Annotated in this window: 13 protein-coding genes; 5 read left to right on the plus strand and 8 right to left on the minus strand. The window is 45.3% G+C overall.

Going from position 1 to position 20,299, the window contains the following annotated elements:
* Positions 1–3: 3 nt before the first annotated feature.
* The 3 genes from AXF12_RS02810 to AXF12_RS02820 form a co-directional block, all read right to left on the minus strand.
* A complete protein-coding gene (locus tag AXF12_RS02810) occupies positions 4–591 on the minus strand; it encodes a hypothetical protein (protein ID WP_066428130.1) in 588 nt (195 codons plus the stop codon).
* Positions 592–710: 119 nt separating this feature from the next.
* The gene (locus tag AXF12_RS02815; protein ID WP_066428132.1) at positions 711–1,682 is read right to left on the minus strand and encodes a hypothetical protein; all 972 of its coding nucleotides are present in this window, start codon (positions 1,680–1,682) and stop codon (positions 711–713) included.
* Positions 1,683–1,784: 102 nt separating this feature from the next.
* Complete coding sequence (locus tag AXF12_RS02820) at positions 1,785–2,765, minus strand: hypothetical protein (protein WP_066428134.1); 981 nt, start codon at positions 2,763–2,765, stop codon at positions 1,785–1,787.
* An 848-nt stretch (positions 2,766–3,613) separates the two neighbouring features.
* On the opposite strand from AXF12_RS02820, the gene AXF12_RS02825 reads away from it, so the two are divergent.
* The 3 genes from AXF12_RS02825 to AXF12_RS02835 all read left to right on the plus strand — a co-directional run bounded on the left by AXF12_RS02825 (position 3,614) and on the right by AXF12_RS02835 (position 7,129).
* Positions 3,614–4,942: a leucine-rich repeat domain-containing protein gene (locus AXF12_RS02825; protein ID WP_236853734.1), complete on the plus strand. Its 1,329-nt coding sequence runs from the start codon at positions 3,614–3,616 to the stop codon at positions 4,940–4,942.
* A 145-nt stretch (positions 4,943–5,087) separates the two neighbouring features.
* Complete coding sequence (locus AXF12_RS02830; RefSeq protein WP_066428138.1) at positions 5,088–5,765, plus strand: YceI family protein; 678 nt, start codon at positions 5,088–5,090, stop codon at positions 5,763–5,765.
* Between the two features lie 98 nt (positions 5,766–5,863).
* Positions 5,864–7,129 (plus strand): hemolysin family protein, encoded by a 1,266-nt coding sequence (locus AXF12_RS02835; protein WP_066428140.1) that lies wholly within the window; start codon positions 5,864–5,866, stop codon positions 7,127–7,129.
* Positions 7,130–7,745: 616 nt separating this feature from the next.
* On the opposite strand, the gene AXF12_RS02840 is transcribed toward AXF12_RS02835, so the two are convergent.
* Together AXF12_RS02840 and purL are read right to left on the minus strand one after the other, a co-directional pair.
* A complete protein-coding gene (locus tag AXF12_RS02840) occupies positions 7,746–8,591 on the minus strand; it encodes a hypothetical protein (protein WP_143325031.1) in 846 nt (281 codons plus the stop codon).
* 3 nt (positions 8,592–8,594) lie between these two features.
* Complete coding sequence (gene purL, locus AXF12_RS02845; RefSeq protein ID WP_066428143.1) at positions 8,595–12,263, minus strand: phosphoribosylformylglycinamidine synthase; 3,669 nt, start codon at positions 12,261–12,263, stop codon at positions 8,595–8,597.
* A gap of 502 nt (positions 12,264–12,765) precedes the next feature.
* Between purL and AXF12_RS02850 the strand changes: the two genes are divergently transcribed.
* A complete protein-coding gene (locus AXF12_RS02850; protein WP_066428145.1) occupies positions 12,766–15,033 on the plus strand; it encodes an aconitate hydratase in 2,268 nt (755 codons plus the stop codon).
* Positions 15,034–15,175: 142 nt separating this feature from the next.
* A complete protein-coding gene (locus tag AXF12_RS02855) occupies positions 15,176–15,805 on the plus strand; it encodes a hypothetical protein (RefSeq protein WP_066428146.1) in 630 nt (209 codons plus the stop codon).
* A 3-nt stretch (positions 15,806–15,808) separates the two neighbouring features.
* Here the strand turns inward: AXF12_RS02855 and AXF12_RS02860 are convergent, their stop codons facing one another.
* Genes AXF12_RS02860 through AXF12_RS02870 form a run of 3 tightly spaced genes read right to left on the minus strand, consistent with a single transcriptional unit; the run spans position 15,809 to position 20,011 of the window.
* The gene (locus AXF12_RS02860; RefSeq protein WP_066428147.1) at positions 15,809–17,749 is read right to left on the minus strand and encodes an LTA synthase family protein; all 1,941 of its coding nucleotides are present in this window, start codon (positions 17,747–17,749) and stop codon (positions 15,809–15,811) included.
* 15 nt (positions 17,750–17,764) lie between these two features.
* Positions 17,765–18,934 (minus strand): glycosyltransferase, encoded by a 1,170-nt coding sequence (locus tag AXF12_RS02865; protein ID WP_066428148.1) that lies wholly within the window; start codon positions 18,932–18,934, stop codon positions 17,765–17,767.
* A 6-nt stretch (positions 18,935–18,940) separates the two neighbouring features.
* The gene (locus AXF12_RS02870; RefSeq protein ID WP_066428150.1) at positions 18,941–20,011 is read right to left on the minus strand and encodes a glycosyltransferase family 4 protein; all 1,071 of its coding nucleotides are present in this window, start codon (positions 20,009–20,011) and stop codon (positions 18,941–18,943) included.
* Between the last annotated feature and the right edge of the window lie 288 nt (positions 20,012–20,299).

Here is a 20,299-nt window from a genome sequence, read left to right on the forward strand (position 1 = left end):
CCCTTATATCTTAAACGTTTTTTTTACTTCGTGCTTAGGTATATCGGTGGCTACCAGCGATAGGCGTGTGCCTTCACGGTGGGGATTGACCTTTGTGGTGGTGTAATGCCACTCGGTGGTAAGGCACTCCTCATTGCGGTGCGAAGTGTGTTCGATGGCGATGCCTTCTTCAACCACTACGCCTACGTAGGTGAGGAGTTGCACCTTAAGGCTCACGACCTTCACGGGGTGGGTAGTGGTGATGACGAGGGTCTCGCCTGCTCTGCCCGTATAGCCTTCGGCATTTACTGCGGTGATAACAGGGCGCGCGAGGTAGTCGGTTACGGCAACATTGTGCGCCGTGAGACTCCGTGGACTGGCAGCAGCAATAGCCGTGTAGAGTGCATTGGTCTCAGGGTTGCTACGGGCACGGCGCGAGTAGGTGATAGCCTTGCGAAAGCTCTCGCGTTGCTCCCTTTGTTTTTCAGATTCTTTGCGTGGTTTCTCAGGGGCACGAGTGATGATGGTTTGCCCCTTAACTTGCTTGAATATAAGGGTTCCTAATTTGCCCGAGACGGCTGCCATAGGGCTGTTTTTTGCTATTTTTGCCATTTGATTAGTTTTTAGGGATCAGAGGTCAGAGATCAGAGATCAGAGAGTAATGAGTAGAGAGTAAATTGCTAACGCACCGAACTCATTACTCTCTACTCTTTATTCTCTACTCTCTAATATCAGTATTCGTACACGGTGGTTTCGGTGTTTTCCTCCCAAGGTTTCCAAGTGTTATTCACTTTATAGCGGCTTCTGTGTTTTTCTACTATTTTTATAGGAAATCCACGGTCGTCGTAGGTGTTTTCGTAGGTTGTTTCCTCTCGGAGCTCCCCATCGGCATCTGTCTCTTTTTCAGTGAGCGGCAGGTAATCTGCTCCTGAACCTCCTCTATAAAAAGCTTCAGGGTGAATAGCAACAAATGCGTCATACACCAGAGGGAAGTGTTTGCCATCTTCATAAGTGTAGGCAGTGGTTTCAGCGAGTTTGCCATTACTATCAAATCTCTCATAGCGCACTACCCTGCCTTTGGCGTCGAAGGTGCTATGGTATTCCGTTGTACTGGTGTAAGGTTGCACCTCGTTAGGGTTTTTACTCTTATAGGTCATCTTTACAACTACTTTAGGATAAGCACTATAATCGGCGGTGTAGGTGTATTCAGTTTTGTCAGTGGTCGTGGTAGTCGTGCCACTTTTTGTTTCGATATGCACCGTGGTTCTATCCTCTACCCATCGGGTAAGCCTTTTCTGCTCGTCGTAGGTGTAGGAAGTAACCTCGTGAGTGTCGTACTTAGAGAGGTCGTTACCCTCACGTTTCGCTATTTCTGTAAGGTCAGAAACCTTAGTTTTGAGCAAGCCGTTTTCGTAGTAGGTGTAGGAATCGGTGCTGTGATCGCCATCACCGTTTTCTGATGCTTGCTTGACAATGCGGTTGCCCTCATAAGTAAAGGTTATGGAACTACCCAGATTTTCATTTGTACTTTTGATGCTGATGAGCTTGCCATCACGCACAGTGTAAGTAGCTTCGTAAGAGCCATCATCAGTGGTAACTCTCATTTTTTTAGGGAATATACCCCTTTCTGTTGAATCGTCGTTTTTGCTGCACGCTCCTAATAATAGCAGGGCTGCGGCGAATGTTACTAAATGTTTTTTCATTATTAAATTGATTTTTAAGGCTTTAGGCCTCAGGTTTTAGGCTTGAGACAGCACCTTTGCAGTATGCTCTGAAAGCTAAAAGCTGACGCCTGAAAGCTGAGATTAATATTCGTATACGGTGGTTTGGGTAGAGGTTGCCCCAGCATAGAGGGTTTTAGTGGTTTCAATTGTTTTTACGAGGCGTTTCTGGGCGTCATAAAAATATTCGTTATTGATTTCTTTCGTTAGGTTACTACCACTGTACTCTTTTTTGGTAAGCCTATTCTTTTTGCTGGGCTCCACCCCATTGACAAAGCGGTTTTCTGGGGAAGACTTAGAAGTGTCATTGAATTTACCGAGTATTTTATCGTTGCCTCCCTCAGAGGTATAAGTAAACTCTGTATGGTACTCAACGGTGGTGCCGTCTTTTGCAAAACTTTCGTGTCGCAGCACATCGCCATCAGCATCTAAATAAACCTTGGCATAAGTGGTCTCACTATTTGTTCCAGAATTGTGTACCCCTTTGATTTTTACCTCTGTGGGTGATAGATATTCAAGGGTATTCTCCTCAACAAAAGTAGTTGTCCTTGTCTTACCTTTCGCAGTTTCAGTGCCTATGGAAGTTTGCTTCCAAGAGGCTAATTGCCCACCGCTGTAAGTGTAGGTGTTGGTGACGACAGAGCTGTATATAGTGCCATCGTCCCATACGGTATAATTTTCAGATATTCTGCTTTTTAGCAGTCCATTTTCGTAGTTAAAAGTGCCTTTGTAATGATTTTCACCATCATTAGATTCAGCTATTCTGAGAAGATTTCCTTCATAAGTGAGCGTACTTGAGGATTGGCGGGAGCCTTTGCTATTCTTGATTTGCGATGTATTCCCCTTAAATCTATTGCCGTCGTAGGAGTAGGTTATCGTCTCAACAGAGCCATCGGTATTAGTAGAGATTGCTCTTTTAGGGAGTAACGAGTTCTCCTCAGCAGGAGGAGGGGGTGTTGGTGCGGGTGCAGGGTTGGGCGTTGGTGGTGTTGGGTTGTCGTCGTTTTTGCTGCACGCTCCTAATAATAGCAGGGCTGCGGCGAATGTTGCTAAATGTTTTTTCATTGTTAAATTGATTTTTAGGTTTTCAGAGGTCAGGGGTCAGAGATCAGATTATGAGCAAAAGCCCTTTGCGGTGTACTCTGAAAACTAAAAACTGACGCCTGAAAGCTGATTTCGCGGCAAAAGTACGAAATAATTTTTAATGAGCAATGAGTAGAGAGTAAAAAGTAGAGAGTAAAGAGTAAAGAGTAATGAGTAATGAGTACGGTGCGTTAGCAATTTACTCTCTGCTCTCTGCTCTCTACTCATTACTCATTGCTCTCTGCTCTCTGATTACTGTTTTCTCAATAAATTGTTATAATCATTGCATAATACGTAATCGAGGGTAGTGCCTATATCGCAGTAAAATGGTGCTTTTGAGGTGGGATTATCTTATAGTTATCGTATAGGCATCGTATAAGTATCGTGTAGAGTTGCTCTTACCTTCCTCTTACGTTGCTCTTAGGTTCCTCTTAGGTTTGAGGTGTGAGGTATGGGGTATGAGGTGTTAGCTGCTGTGGAAAAATGTTGTGTTGCGGTATTCTTAAAAAGATGGCGCAAAGATACAACTTTTTTTGAAATTAGAAATAAGAAAGTAGAAAATTGAAGTGAGAAATTAGAAAAATAGAAAATAGAAGTGGGGAATGACAAGCCTCTGTGTTGGCTTTTGCACTCTGATTACGACTTTATGTTCACTGCCATAAGACCACTGATTTCTCATTTCTAAATTCTAATTTCTAAAAAAATCATTGCTCATTGGGCATTATTTCGTACTTTTGCCGCTTAGGATTTTGTTTTTCAATAGTAGTTTTACGATGAGATATATTACTAACTGCGTTCTTATAGCGTTTTTTATCTGCAGTCAATTTGTTGTGGCACAGAGGGGTATGGGGGCACTCTCCGTCAAGGATGGGGTGGTGTTGCGGTGCGATAACGCGGCGATTCCCTCCGATGGGGTCATTGAGCTCACGCGGACAGTTACTGCCATTGATAGGCGCGCTTTTGCCGATTGCGTGCGACTGCGGCGCGTGGTGCTTTCCGGTATGGTAACCCGCTTGGGTGAACAGGCTTTTGCGGGATGTACGGCACTCAGGGCGGTCGAGGCACTGCCGAACTCGGTGGTAGAGATCGGGCGTGGTGCTTTTGCGCAGTGTGCTGCCTTGGAGAAGATCGCCTTGCCCAACTCGGTGGAAAGTATTGGCGATGAGGCGTTTCGCGGTTGTGCTGCCTTGGAGAAGGTAACGCTACCCGAAGGACTGCGGCAGTTGGGAGCTGCGGCTTTTAAGGATTGTGCGAAGATGAGCGAAGTGAGCTACGAAGGTGCAGGCTTCGCAGTAGTGCCGCAGGAGGCTTTCTACGGGTGTAAGTCGCTCAGGAAGATGGTGTTGCCTGCGGGGGTAAAACGCATAAAGCGTGGAGCATTTGCCCTGTGTGTGGCACTGCGAGAGGTGCAGTTGCCCGAGGGCTTGGAGAGTGTGGGCGACGATGCTTTTGAGGGGTGTAAGTCGCTGCTGACAGTGGCGTTGCCCGATACGGTGGTATTTCTGGGGGCGAGTGCCTTCCACGGGTGCAGCAGTTTGGTGGCAGCGCAATTGCCCCACGGACTGCAACATCTTCAAAACGATACTTTTATGGATTGTGTGAGTTTGCGTCAGGTGGTGATCCCCGATACGGTGGAGAAAATCAATATGCAGGCTTTCAGAGGCTGTGTGTCGCTGCGTGAGGTGCAGTTTCCATTGGCATTGACAGAGCTGCTATACGGGGCTTTTAACGGCTGCAAGGCGTTAGAGGAGGTCGCACTGCCAGAGGAGGTGAAGTTTATGGGGGCATACGCCTTTGCGGGCTGTGAGTCGCTTAAGCGCGTAGAGCTACCGCGCTCAGTGGTAGAGGTGCCTTCGCGCTTATTCTACAACTGCACTGCCTTGGAGGAAGTAAAGCTCTCGAAGTACACACGCTCGTTGGGCGTACAGGTGTTCTACGGGTGCACTGCCTTAAAGGAGCTGAAATTGCCCGCCACGGTAGAGAAGATAGGCTTAGGAGCCTTTGAGAAGAGTGGCTTGGAGGAACTGCACTGCAAGGCAACAGTGCCGCCCGCGGTGAGCAAGAGCTTTGGCTATCGCGGCAAGGTGGTAGTGCCTCATAGAGAAATGGCAGCCTACAAAGAAGCTACGGCGTGGAAGGAATGTGTATTTGAGGATTAGGGGTTAGTGGTTAGGGGTTAGGGGTTGTGGCATAGGGTTTTGAAGTGTAATTTCAGGCGTATTAACATATTTTAACAATAAATATTTTTTGTTTCTGTAAATTTGTTCTACCTTTGCCGTGTTAATTTAATAAAAAGATCACTTTATGAAAAAACTCACACTAAGTTTGGCAGTAGTAACTGCTATGGTTGTTGTGAGCTGCAACAACACTAACACCCAGCAAAATGCTGACACAGAGAGCACTACAACGGAGCAAATGATGGTGCCAGAAGGTACCGAGGCTGAGGCTGCTCAATTTGCTTATGCAGTAGACCCGATGTCGGTAGTGGAATGGATTGGTTCGAAGCCAGTGGGCAAACACAATGGTACTGTAAATGTAACTTCTGGTGGAGTAAACGTTGAGAATGGTGCTATTAAGAATGCTGAATTTGTGTTGGATATGAATACCATCACTGATTTAGACTTGAAGGCTGGCGACGGCAAGGAGATGCTTGAAGCGCACCTTAAAGGCACTGGTAAAGACGATGCTGCGGACGATTTCTTCAATGTGAAGAAGTATCCAACAGCAAAGTTTGTATTTAAATCGTTTGACGGTAAGACACTTACAGGTGATTTGACAATCAAGGAAGTAACCAAAGAAATTAGCTTCCCTGCAACGGTTACTGTTACTGACAACGCTGTGAGCATTGTATCAAAATCATTTAAGATTAATCGTGTTGATTTTGGCGTAAAATACGGTTCTAAATCAGTGTTTGACAACTTAAAGGATAAGTTTATCAACGATGATATTGAACTGGTTGTCAAGGCTAAAGCAACTAAGTAAAGATATCCAATAGAATATTTCTGAGGTGTTGTTCGTGCAAATTGCTGGGGGGCTTTTTGCAGTGAATGGCATCTCAGTTTTTTAATATATAAAGTAGTATGATTGACTCTGTCTCGGTAATAATTATCTTAATCACTCTCGTGCTTTCAGCCTTTTTTTCAGGCTTTGAGATTGCGTATGTATCGTCGAACAAAGTGCATATTGAAATCCTCAAGAAGCAGGAAGGGGTAATTGCCAACGTGCTTACAAAGCTGACGCGTCGCCCCTCAAAGTTGTTGGCGACAATGCTTGTAGGAAACAACATTGCCTTGGTAGTATACGGGTTTGTGATGGGCAAAGTGATGACAGCAATGCTACCTCCTTTCTTTCAGAATGTGGTATGGCATACGGTGATATCTACGCTTGTCATTTTGATTACTGCGGAGTTTATGCCAAAGGTGTTCTTTCAGATCTACGCCAATCAACTACTGAAAATATTTGCCATTCCTGCTTATTTCTTCTATGTGCTCTTCTCGCCCTTGTCGGAGTTTGTCATCTGGATATCAGACTTTGTGTTGAGGGTTTTCTTTAAAACGAAAGGTGATTATGTGCCGCTTTCATTCACTAAATTAGAGTTGGTGGACTACATCTCAGAGCAGATGGAGAACATTCCTGAGAAAGAGGAGGTAGATGCTGAAGTACAGATATTTCAGAATGCTTTGGAGTTCTCAGGAGTTAAGGCTCGTGAGATTATGATACCCCGCACCGAGATTGTAGCGGTAGACATCAATGAGACCATTGAGAATCTCATTGCTACTTTTGTTTCATCAGGGTTTTCTAAGGTGCTGATATACAAAGATAATATTGATGATATTGTAGGCTACGTGCACTCGTTTGATATGTTTAAAAAGCCTAAAAATATCAAGGCTGTGCTTATCCCAATAGTGAATATCCCTGAGACAATGCAGATTAATGAAGTGCTCAACTTACTGACACGCAAGCGCAAGAGTATGGCTGTGGTGCTTGATGAGTATGGTGGTACTTCGGGAATACTTACTTTGGAAGATATTGTAGAAGAGCTTTTCGGTGAAATCGAAGACGAGCACGACAAAGACAACTTTATTGAGGAGAAGATTTCAGATAGTGAATACTTATTTTCAGCTCGCTTGGAGGTGGAGTACCTCAATGAAGCTTACAAATTTGACCTACCTGAAAGTGAAGACTACGAAACTTTAGGCGGCTTATTAATACTTCATAATCAGGAAATTCCTGTGCAAGGAGAGGTGATATCTATTCCCCCTTATAAGTTCGTTGTTGAGGCTTGTTCTGAGACAAAAGTAGAGACGGTAAGGCTTTCCATTGAAGAAGGTAACAATAACGCATAAAAAAAGACCCTCCTTTTCAGGAGAGTCTCTTTTCACAATGCATATAAATACTACTACTAACTCCAAAATTAATACTTTTAAGTTCATAAAGAACTTACAAACTTAAAAGTATTTTTTCTTCATAAATTTTCTGTTTTAAAAATAGAAAAATAATTGTTTTAAATAGTTTAATAAATGATTTTTGTTCAGTAATTTAATTTTTTTCAAATTCTTGCTTTAATGATCAATGTTTCTTATAGTAATTTCAATTAACAATGTTTATTTTAGCAATTTTAGTTTTTCAGATGTTTGTCTTAATGTCTAATTTTAATTTTTATCTAACAATGTTTCTTATAGCAATTTTTCAGTAATTTGTTTTATCATTTAATCTATTTAAATGCACTTTAGTAAGCCCTTGGCAACTCCCGTCCCTCAAACTTACACTTAATATATAGAAAATAGCGTGCCAAACTTTATAAAGATACTTATTTTATTCATAAAACACTTATTGTCAGCGAAATAAATATTTTAGAGAACTTTTTGTTTCTTACTCAAAAACAGCTTCTTTCGTATACTTATTACACCGAACTATGTGTATCTTACTCGTTTTACACATTTTATATAAGAGAGAAAGAGGCTAATCTTTTTGTAGATTAACCTCTTTAAATTGAATACTGTTTTTGTTCTTATCTGCCCATTCGGCAATAAATATCTTGTTATCTGTAACCAATCTATGAGATGTTTCGCTATACTCTAAAATCCGAATGCTACCATCGTTCTGTTTGTAGAAGTAATAATGAGAATACCCCACAACAAATGGTGCTTTACCTATGTAGTGTAACCTTTTGCTTTCTCTACTCAAAGGATCGAAGTTAGGCACTATTTCATCTTGATAGTAATCACGTGAATAGGGGTAGACGGCAGCCCAACCCAAGTCGGTATCTGTTTTGTATACAAATCGTTCTGTCTTTGCAGCTACACTTCTCCCAGTAGAAATATATAGAAATAACTGTCCGTCAAATTCCCAACACACCCCTTTAACAAAAAAACTGCCAAAATTCTCAATACTTCCTCCTCCACAAGATGCTATATACACCTCCTGCTGATGCATAGCCGTTTGGAGGTCATAGACTTGCAACATCGCTCCAAAGTCTTTAAAGAGCAATACGTAAAGATGACCTTTATCCTCAAAAGCATCTGACAAGTAGGGCAGTGGCGTCCTTTGTGAATCCCAATAGCGAAGAAACCCTTCATCCGATGTCTTTTTGTGCTCTACTTCATCAATGAGGGTTACTTCTTCTCCTTTCCTAAACCACAATTGCCATTTATTCCCTTGAAGACTCTTAATATTCCGCTGAAAGACAACTACCCCATCAGACAATATAACACTATCCTTTGCAGAAGGATGCTTATGATGAGCAGTCTGAGCATTGACATTCATAGCTAAGACAATAAGTAATAAAGTCCATTTTATTCTACCCATACATTAAACTTTCTCTGTAAGCCACTCCCGCGCATTGACAAAGGCTTCTACCCACGGACTCACTTCATCTGTTCTACCTTCCTCATAGTACGCCCAATTCCAAGGGAAGGCACTGCGCTCTATGTGGGGCATCGTTACCAAGTGGCGACCGCTCTTGTCGGCGAGCATTGCCGCATTGTAGTCGGAGCCGTTAGGGTTGGCAGGATAACCCTCGTAGGCGTATTTTGCCACGATGTTATAGTCGCTCTCAGGTAGCGGTAGGTGAAACTTCCCTTCGCCATGAGAGATCCACACCCCGAGGCGTGTACCTGCAAGGCTTTGTAGCATTACCGAATTATTCTCTGGGATAACCACCGATACAAACCCGCTCTCGTGTTTACCGCTGTCGTTGTGGTGCATCTTACCGTGCTCAGCGTGCTCTGGGTTGATGACTTCCAGCTCCATAAAGAGCTGACAGCCGTTGCAGATACCCACTGATAGCGTATCCTCGCGTTTAAAGAAGTTCTCCAACGCTCGTTTAGCCTTATCGTTGTAGCGGAATGCCCCTGCCCAGCCCTTGGCACTGCCCAATACGTCTGAGTTGGAGAAGCCGCCCACTGCTCCGAGGAACTGTACCTCTTCCAGCGTTTCGCGTCCTGAGATAAGGTCGGTCATACAAACATCGCGCACCTCAAAGCCAGCCAAATAGAGGGCATTGGCCATCTCGCGCTCGGAGTTGCTGCCCTTCTCACGCAGCACTGCCGCTACAGGTCGCTTGGTAGGGCGTGCGGGCCTCTTGCCTGTAAAGTGGCTTGGAAAGGCGTATACCAAAGGCTGCTCGGTGTAGTTTTGGTAACGTTCTGTAGCCTTGTCACGCTGGGTCTGCTGTTTATCCAATAGGTAGGAAGTGAGCATCCACAGGTCGCGCAGCTCGGCAATATCGAAGTGCAGTGCTGCCTCACCATTCTTCACGTGCAACACCCCTGCACCTTTCACCTCGCCTATCTTCACTGCCTTTACACCTTGCGCAGCGAGATAGCTCTCAACGCTACTATCAGCCTGAAATACTACCCCCGCATTCTCTGCAAAGAGCACTTTCACGGTGTCTTCTTTACCTAAGGCGGTCAGGTCTACAGTAGCCCCTAAATCGTTATCGGCAAAGCACATTTCGAGCAGGGTGGTGATAAGCCCCCCACTGTTGATGTCGTGCCCTGCTACTATCTTTCCTTCTTTTATGAGTGTCTGAATAGCGTCAAACGCCTTTTTAAAGTATGCTGCGTCTTTCACATCAGGAGCTGTGGTGCCGATACTACTGAGCACCTGCGCTAAGGCACTACCGCCAAGCTGATACGCATCGCAGGAGAGGTTCACATAATAGATACTGCCCCCGCCGCGTTTCAGTACAGGCTGCACCACTTGTTTGATGTCGGTGCAATGCCCTACTGAGGAGATGATAACCGTACCAGGTGCCAATACCTCCGCGTCTTTGTACTTTTGCTTCATCGAGAGGGAGTCCTTGCCGGTGGGTATGTTGATCCCCAGCGCGATAGCAAAGTCGGAGCAGGCAGCTACGGCCTTATACAATCGCGCATCTTCTCCCGTATTGCGGCAAGGCCACATCCAGTTAGCGGATAGCGATACTCCCGATAACCCACCTGCTATGGGTGCCCAAAGTGTATTGGTCAGTGCCTCAGCTACCGCATTACGGCTGCCCACTGCTGGGTCGATGAGTGCTGTCAGGGGCGAGTGCCCAATAGCTGTAGCGATGCCCTCTTTGCCTTTAAAGTCCAAAGCCATTACCCCCACATCACTGAGTGGCAATTGCAAAGGACCTACGCATTGTTGTTGCGCTACACGTCCGCCCACACAGCGGTCTACCTTGTTAGTGAGCCAGTCCTTTGAGGCTACGGCTTCCAATTGCAGCACCTGCTCTACATAACGCAGTATATTGCCCTCAAAGTAATGGAATTCCTCATAAGTGCGCGCCACGCTTTGGTCTTCCATAATGGTTTTAGGTGAGGAGCCAAACATATCCGAGAGGTCTAAGTCGAGCGGACGCGTGCCTTGTTTCTCTGAGACGATAGCAAAGTGCTTGTCATCGGTTACCTCGCCTACGACGTACATAGGCGCGCGCTCTCGCTCAGCAACCGCACGCAACTGTGGCAGGGCTTCTTCAGGGACGATCAGCCCCATACGCTCCTGCGACTCGTTGCCGATGAGCTCTTTATCCGAGAGCGTGGGGTCGCCAACAGGCAAGGCGTCTAAATCGATGCGACCGCCGGTCTCCTCAATGAGTTCGGAAAGACAGTTGAGGTGCCCGCCTGCCCCGTGGTCGTGTATCGAAACAATAGGGTTCGTATCGGCCTCTACAAAGGCGCGTATCGCATTGGCAGCGCGCTTCTGCATCTCAGGGTTAGAACGCTGCACAGCATTGAGTTCAATACCCGATCCGAAGGCTCCGGTATCCGCTGAGGACACGGCCGCGCCCCCCATACCAATGCGGTAGTTATCACCGCCGAGCACTACTATCTTATCTCCCGCCTTAGGGGTATGTTTTAAGGCTTGCGATTCCTTGCCATAACCGACTCCCCCCGCCAGCATTATCGCCTTATCATAACCGAGCTTGCGCCCGCCTTCCGTTGCCTTTTCTTCATATTCAAACGTAAAGAGCGACCCGGCGATGAGCGGTTGCCCAAACTTATTACCGAAATCTGTTGCCCCATTCGAGGCCTTGATGAGGATATCCATAGGCGTCTGATAGAGCCACGCGCGCTCTGCCATTGCCCCTTCCCAAGGTCTGCCCTCCTCTAAGCGTGAGTAAGCGGTCATATACACCGCCGTACCCGCCAGCGGTAAACTCCCTTGCCCACCCGCAAGGCGGTCGCGTATCTCACCACCCGAGCCTGTAGCCGCCCCATTGAACGGCTCAACCGTAGTGGGGAAGTTGTGCGTCTCAGCCTTGAGCGAGATTACTGACTCAAAAGGCTTTTCCGTGAAAGGCGAAGGCACGTCCCCACGCTCAGGGGCAAACTGCACCACTGCAGGACCTTTAATAAACGCCACATTGTCTTTATACGCCGATACAAGCCGATTAGGGTGCGCCTCCGAAGTCTTTTTAATGAGCTTAAAGAGCGATAGCGGTTGCTCCTTCCCATCGATAACGAAGGTGCCTGTGAAGATCTTGTGCCGACAATGCTCCGAGTTGATTTGCGAAAAGCCAAACACCTCAGAGTCGGTCAGTGGCCGCCCCAGCTTTGCCGATAGCCGTTCTAAGTATTGCACTTCTTCTGTGCTCAGCGAGAGCCCCTCTTCTGTGTTATACGCCGCAATATCCGTAATCTGTCGCACTGGCTCAGGGGTGATAGCAATCGTAAAAATATCTTGCGTAAGGCTGTTATATCGCTGATGTAGCATCGGGTCGAACCCTGTAAAATCGGCCGCTACCTCAGCAAATTCCTCAATGCGCACAATGCCCTCGATAGCCATATTCTGGGTAATCTCCACCGCATTGGTGCTCCACGGGGTGATCATCGCTGCACGCGGCCCCACAAAAGTGCCTTGAAGTGTATCGCTACCTAAGTGCTCCGCCTGCCCAAAGAGCCACGAGAGTTTTTCCACGCTCTCTGCCGAAAGCCCCTCTGCGGCCTGCACCGCGTAAATTGTCTCCGCTTGATTTTTAAAGAAGTGTATCATTTTATAATGTATAGTGTATAATGGATAATTTATAATGTGTGGTGCGTTCTCTTTCTTTATTGCTACTCAAAGGGTAGTTCTGAAGGCGCAAAGATATGAAATAATTTATAATTGACAATGTATAATGTATAATTGATTAAGGGAGGAGATGGAACGAGCTCGGGGTGGGCTTTGACGGGAGGAAAGTTTACCAGAGTGGAGTATACGGGGTGCTGTCCGTTACGGCTTCGTTTGTGGTTCGAATTAGGTAGAATGATTATAAATTTCAGATTTATGCTGAGAGGAAGCGATGTAAAGAAGGGAGGCGTTTTTTGTGGTTTTCATAAAAAAAGGTGATTTGTTTTGTTTTTATGATATTTTTGTATTATACAAATTATTGATACTATAAATATGTAATCGTTGTAAATAATATTAGGTTTAAATATTTTTCATTAAATATTTGTTAGTGTTGGAAAACCTTTGTATCTTTGCGCATACTTAAAGCTAATAAACACTTAGGATTATGGTTTTTGATATTGAGATGATACGCGGGGTATATGCGCGAATGGCAGCGCGTGTGGATGCAGCACGCACATTGCTGGGACGCCCTTTGACCCTCACTGAGAAGATTTTGTATGCCCACCTATGGGAGGGGCAGCCTACGCGCGCTTTTGTGCGTGGGGCTGACTATGTGGATTTTGCACCCGACCGCATCGCCTGTCAGGATGCTACGGCGCAGATGGCGCTCTTGCAGTTTATGCAAGCGGGCAAGGCGCGTGTGGCAGTGCCTACAACGGTGCATTGCGACCACCTCATTCAGGCAAAGGAAGGCGCTGCGACCGACTTGCCCTTTGCTTTACAGCAGAGTAAGGAGGTGTTTGACTTCCTCGCTTCGGTTTCTAACAAGTACGGCATTGGCTTTTGGAAGCCTGGTGCGGGCATTATCCATCAGATTGTGCTTGAGAACTATGCTTTCCCTGGGGGGATGATGATCGGTACTGACTCGCATACGGTCAATGCAGGGGGCTTGGGGATGATTGCTATCGGTGTGGGAGGTGCTGATGCGGTAGACGTGATGGCTGGTATGGCTTGGGAGTTGAAGTTCCCACGCCTTATAGGGGTAAAACTCACGGGGAGGCTCAACGGTTGGACAGCTCCTAAGGATGTGATCCTCAGAGTGGCAGATATCCTTACGGTGAAAGGCGGTACGGGGGCTGTTGTGGAATATTTTGGCGAGGGAGCGCAGTCGCTTTCGTGTACGGGTAAGGGCACTATCTGCAATATGGGGGCTGAGATTGGGGCTACGACCTCTACCTTTGGCTACGATGATGCAATGCGGCGTTACCTAAATGCCACAGGCAGAGCGGAGGTGGTAGCTGCTGCGGATGCTGTAGCTGACTACCTCACGGCTGACCCTGAGGTATACGCTGACCCCAAAGCCTATTTTGACGAGCTTATTGAGATTGACCTATCGGAATTGGAGCCTTATATCAACGGTCCATTTACGCCCGACCGTGGTACGCCTATCTCTCAGATGAAGGAAGTGGCGCGGGCTGAGGGCTGGCCTTTGAAGGTAGAATGGGGGCTTATAGGCTCGTGCACTAACTCTTCGTATGAGGATTTGAGTCGTGCGGTATCGGTAGTGCAGCAGGCGGTGGATCAGGGTATTACCCCTAAGGCTGCCTTTGGCATCAACCCAGGTTCGGAGCAAATCAGGTATACCATTGAGCGCGATGGGCTGCTGAAAGTGTTTGAAGCCTTAGGCACGAAGGTGTTTACCAATGCCTGTGGACCTTGTATCGGTCAGTGGGACAGGGCGGGAGCGGAGCGTCAGGAGAAGAACACGATAGTGCATTCTTTCAACCGCAACTTCTCAAAGCGTGCTGATGGCAACCCTAACACACACGCTTTTGTAACGTCGCCTGAGATGGTAGCTGCCTTGGCAATTGCTGGTCGGTTAGATTTTAATCCTATCACTGATACACTTGTAAACGACAAGGGTGAGCAGGTGCGTTTAGAACCTCCTCACGGTGATGAGTTGCCCACTCGTGGTTTTGCGGTAGACGATGCGGGCTACGTAGCGCCTGCTGTTGATGGGGCAAGTGTGGAAGTGGTAGTAGACCCACAGTCGAGCCGATTGCAGCTCCTTACGCCTTTTGCGCCTTGGGACGGGAAGAATATCACAGGGGCGAAGTTGCTCATCAAGGTTTATGGCAAGTGCACAACTGACCATATATCAATGGCTGGCAAGTGGCTACGCTTCCGCGGTCATTTGGACAATATCTCTAACAATATGCTTATCGGTGCGGAGAATGCCTTTACGCATCAGGTGAACTCGGTGAAGAATTGCCTTACGGGAGCTTATGACGAAGTGCCTAAGGTGCAGCGCGCGTATAAGGCAGCGGGTATCCCTTCGATCATCGTAGGCGACCACAACTACGGCGAAGGCTCGTCGCGAGAACACGCTGCTATGGAGCCACGCCACTTAGGGGTAAAGGCTGTACTGGTGAAATCGTTTGCGCGTATTCACGAGACGAACTTGAAGAAGCAAGGAATGCTGGCGCTGACCTTTGCCAACGAGGCTGACTATGACAAGGTGCAGGAGGATGATACGATTGACTTTCTCGACCTTACGGACTTTGCCCCTGAAAAGCCCTTGCATATAGCCTTTGTGCACAAAGACGGCACGCGCGATGTGATCACTGCAAATCACACCTATAACGAGACGCAAATAGCGTGGTTCAAGGCGGGGAGTGCGTTGAACTTGATTGCTGAGGGCAGGGGTCAGTGATTAGGGGTTAGTGGTCAGAGGTTAATTCTGTTCACTGCTTTCTAACCTCTGACCACTGCTTTCTGGCTACTGGCTCAAGTTCTCTTGAAAATATTTGGTGGGTTGGGATATTAGTGGTACTTTTGCGAAAAAATTAGGCACAATGCGCTATCTGAGTTATTTTATATCGTTTTTTGTACACCCCATCTGGATACCGATTTATGGGGCGATGGTATTTTTGTCGTATATCCCTGTTTATCTCCCTATGGAAGAGATAAGGGCGACTTGGCTATCGCTATTATTGGGTACTGTTGCCCTGCCAGCGCTGATTTACTCGGTGCTGTTTATGGTAGGCTGGATGAATAACCCGTTTATCATCGTTGAGAAGAAGGGAAAATGGCTGCTCTATGGCTATATTGCAGTATTGCTGCTGGTGGCGTTTATAGTAGTGCCGATTGAGAAGTATCCGATTTTGTATTTCTACGTAATGAACTTGGCTATCAGTTGCTTTCTGATGGTGTTTTTGCAGTATATCAGGTTCTATGGGAATCCGTTTTGTATGGGAATAGGCGCCCTTACGTGCTTTGCGGTATTGCTGAGCATTTCGCACGAGATTGATATGACTTACTTAGTGGCAGGACTGCTATTTGCCAACGGACTTTGCTTTTCAGCACAACAGTACCTCACACGTCAGTCAGCACCCAACTTACTGCTGAGCTGGCTCATCGGAGCGGTGCCACAACTCTCTCTTATTTATTTGTTTAGGAATATGTTTATCTCGCTGTACCTATAGGAGTTACCTCATTTTATCGTTGATGATGCGATCCATAAAGTCTTGCATAAAGGCGCGCATATCGGCGATACCTATGCGCTGTTCTTGGTTCAGGGGTTGATCTTTGAGATTGTGAACCAGCGCGAAGTCATTCTTGTCATAGATACCCGCGAGTTCGCCAGCGTGGTCAATGAGGTAGATGTAGTTACCTTGCATCAGCTGGTAAAAAGTCTTGTTAGGGATGTAGGCACGAGGCATCTCGTCACTATCACTCAGCAAGCTGCGCCCCCACGAGCGGAAAGGTTTGTGGTAGCCCATCAGGTCTACGAGTGTAGGGAAGAGGTCAATTTGTTGTCCCAGTACATCAGAATGCCCCTGTGGTACAAGAGTCTTGTCAGGTGAGAAGAGTATCAGCGGTTCGCGATGGTGCGTAATGGGCTGCTTGTAATAGTCGTAAAAGTCCTCAGTGGTGTGATCGGAGATAATGGCGAAGATGGTATGCTCGTACCAAGGCATTTTCTTGATGGTCTTAAAGAATTGACCGATGGAATAGTCGGAGTATTCCACCACATTGTGCATAGGGATATCACCTTTATTGAAGCGGTTTTTATAGGGTTCGGGCACGGTATAAGGTCCGTGTGAAGAGAGCAGAAAGACCGTAGCGAGAAAGGGTGAGTGCATTTGGTCGATATTCTTAGCAAAATACTGCAAGAAAGGCTCGTCGTCAATGCCCCAGCTACCGTTGTAGTAACGTTCGTCGTTGAACTCAGTGCGCCCTAAATAACGTTCGTAGCCAATCTGATGGGTGAAAGCGTCGAAATTCATTGAGCCGTTGGTAGCCCCGTGTGCAAAAAGGGTTTGATAGCCCAACTCACGGCTTATATTTGCCAGTGAAGATAGACGGCGCTGCGCATAACCTGAGTTCATAAACGTACTCTCAAAAGTAGGAATGCCTGCTGTGATGGCGGGAATACCCTCAATGGAATGGCTGCTATTGGCGTAAATGTTCGTGAAGTAAAAGCCTTGTTGTGCTAAGGAGTCCAAGAAAGGGGTATGTCCACGATAGCCTGCAATGCCTGTGTGTTCATTGAGCACACCCACATACTCAGCACCGATACCTTCTAAGATAATCAGCACGATGTTGGGCTTTTTGTGTACCTCGCGATCGTATTGCTTGATAGGCTTGATATGCTCAGTGATATATTTTTGATCTGTGAAGTGGTATTCGCGGAAACCTTTGTCCTTCCCTATGGTGCGTATGAGGCTAAAAGGCGTATTGAGCAACACATTCACTTGTGAGACGTCGTTAGCGTATTTATTAGCATCCATTACGGTAAGAGGTACTACCCCTGTCTTGAACGAAAAGCCACGGATACCCCATATCAGTGCGGGAGTGAGCAGTACGATTGTAATGGCAGAGGAAATAAAATAAGGCTTGCGCGCTGCAATACCCACGATGCGTTGCCTTTTCAGGCGGTAGAGGAATATCCAGAAGATACATAAGATGAGCATCAACACAAATACGTTCCAATATTTCACTAAAAAGCCAAAGAGGATTGGGGTAAGGTTATGTTCGTTCTCAACGATGGCAGTAGCTCCCCAAGTAAGGCGAGTCTTATTATAGTCAAAAAAGGCAATGTCTATAAAACACAATAAGTAAGCGGGGAGGTTGGTGAGGAAATACACCCAGAAGAGCATTCGCTGGTAGCCCTTGCTTGTGTTGATAATTGCGGGAATGATGCTCAGTAGGATAAAGAGCATATTGACGTAGATGATTGCCGTAGTATCAAACAGTAACCCATAGAATGCCAAGCGGAAGAAGCCAGAGAAGCCTCCCACAGTGAGGTAATCGGCATTGAAGAGCACAAAGGAAGCGCGTGCTAAGAAATAAAATAGATAGACCAAGAAAAGTCTATAAATTAAAGTACGGTATTCGGAAAAGCGGATATGTTTTAGAAAATGCATTTGTCTGCTGTTTATTTAGTTATTTAATACTTGCTTGAACATAGCGTCCCATTTGGCTACAACGGGCTCCATTGCGTAGTTTTCAGCGTTTTTAAGTACGTTTTGCTGTATTTGTGTGCGCAGTTCAGGGTTGGTCATCAGCTTGCAGAGCTGCGTTACATAAGCCTCAATATTGTCGTTAGGTACTACAAAGCCATTGACTCCATTAGGTGCTAAGAGCTCTCTTACTCCCGCTGAGCAGCTAAAGGCAATAGGTACTAAGCCAGCTTGTTGAGCTTCGATAAGCACCAAACCTGCCCCCTCGATCTGTGAGGAGAGGCAGAAGATGGCAGCCTCGTTGTAGAAAGGAATGGTGCTTTCTTGTCGCCCGTAGAAGGTAATGCGCTCTAAGCCATAATCAGCTGCCATTTGCCTTAGGTGAGGTAGCTCTGGTCCTTCGCCTACTAAGCGCATTTCCCAATCAGGGAAGTCCTTATATAGATGTTGCCATATCTCTACTAAACGGTCTACGCGCTTGTCCATATATGACATTCGCCCGATATAGAGCAGGTGCTTTTTCTTTTCCAAACTGTAAGGCTTAGAGAGAGGAAGCAGCCCCATAGGTACAGCTACTATCTTGTGATTATCGGTAAGATGTAAAGCAGAGGTAAGTTCTTCTTTATAAGCTTCGCAAAGCACTGAAAAAGCGTGGTAGTGGTTTAATATATAGCGGTATTTTTCAATCTTAATACGCCGTTGGAGGTGGTAAAGTGGTATTTTTACCCCACCATACCACAAGAGATTGAAGAAGTTTGTATGTGCTTTTGTCTGTAAACGCTCAAGGGCATCTTCAAGCTGCCAGAAGGTCATTCCGTAATGGGCGAAGATACACTTACAGTCTGTTTTCTTAAAAATGCCTTCGCGCCCTGCCTTGAAAGCTTTGCCAATAAAAACGAGTATTTTTATGTCCAATTCATTGACTTTATCTGCCAATGATACTTTGGCTGGAGAGAGGAAGTGGGTTTTATCAACGTGAATAAAAGTGATGTGTTGATGGTCTTTTTCTTCAATGGCTGCTTCATTGATCTTAGAAGAGAAAACAAAAGTTCTATAGCCCAATTCCTTTAGATAAGGTGCTATATTTGAAGTGATTTTTTCTCCTCCTCCATAAGGGTAACGCCCGTGTACAAAGCCTATGTTGATCATATTGGGTTATATTCGTTGATATAGTTGTAAATAATTGCGTGTCATCACGCGATAGTCGAACTGTGAAGCCCATTGTTGCAATTGGTTGCTGTAGTTCTGTTTGTTTGAAAGGTATGTCTGCATACCATCTTTAAAAGTTTTAGCCATTACCTCTGGTGTAAAACTATCGAAGTAGAAAGCTACCTCTCCTCCTATTTCAGGTAAACTTGTGTATCTACTCAAGAATACAGGCTTACCAAAGGTCATTGCCTCAATAGGGGGGATACCAAAGCCTTCTGCTAAAGAAGGATGACACATAGCCTGAGAATTGGCTATTAATGCTTTTTTATCCTCCTCTGAGATATGACTCAATATATGTACTCTATCCGCAACTCCTAAATCTTTAGCAATAGTCCACATATCATTGTAGTAAGAATCTTTTTGGCTTGATGAGACAATCACTAAATCTTCTTCTATAAAAGGCAACATTTGCACTAATGCTTTTTGGTTCTTCTTGTAAGCAATAACACCTATGTTGAGGATGTATTTTTTATCTTTCAAAAAAGGGTATTTTTCTAAACTGTATTCTTGTTTGTCAGGAAATTGGATTCCATTGTGTATTACTACAATTTCCTTAACATTATTTAGGTTTAACAGTTCTTTATTTTTTAAGATATCATTCCTTACAAAATTAGAAATACAGACCAAGTAATCTGTATTCTGCAGATTTCTATTTACAATGTTCAAGGCTTTTGTATAGTCGCCTTCCTCATATAAAAAATTCAAATCATGCAAAGTAAGAATTTTTTTAGTATGCTTATAGGTTTTACGGAAGTAATGAGTCAACTGATGTGTAGAATGTATAATATCGTATGATCTACTAAAACATTCGTAAAATTTGTGCCATTTTTTATATTCTACCACAACGGAATCTGGTAAGTTCGACAATGCACGCTTGGGTCCAAAATAATATATATCAACATCAAGGTCTATCTCTGCTGATATACCCTTCATCAGGTTCTCACAAACATTAGCAAGGCCTGTATGTGGATAGCGAAGACGTTCAACGTCAATAAGTATCTTTTTCCTTATGCTCATAAATTTCTTATATGAAAGTGCAAAGATACAAAAAATATATCTATCTTTGCAAAAATATTTTTTCGACTCAGGTCAATCGTATGGAAAAAGCGGGTTTATGACTGTATGAAGTGTGTAAAATAGAGGTTTTTTGACAGTATTATAATCCGTTGATTGTTCGATAGTTGTTTGCTAAACCTAATACTATCCTCTTACTAACCTAATACTAACGTAATACTATGGTATTAACTAAATAGGGATCAGTCAGGGATTCATAGGTATGGCTTTTGTGTGTGATTGACTTGTTTT

The sequence above is a fragment of the Capnocytophaga haemolytica genome, from assembly GCF_001553545.1.
In the GTDB taxonomy this organism is placed as follows: domain Bacteria; phylum Bacteroidota; class Bacteroidia; order Flavobacteriales; family Flavobacteriaceae; genus Capnocytophaga; species Capnocytophaga haemolytica.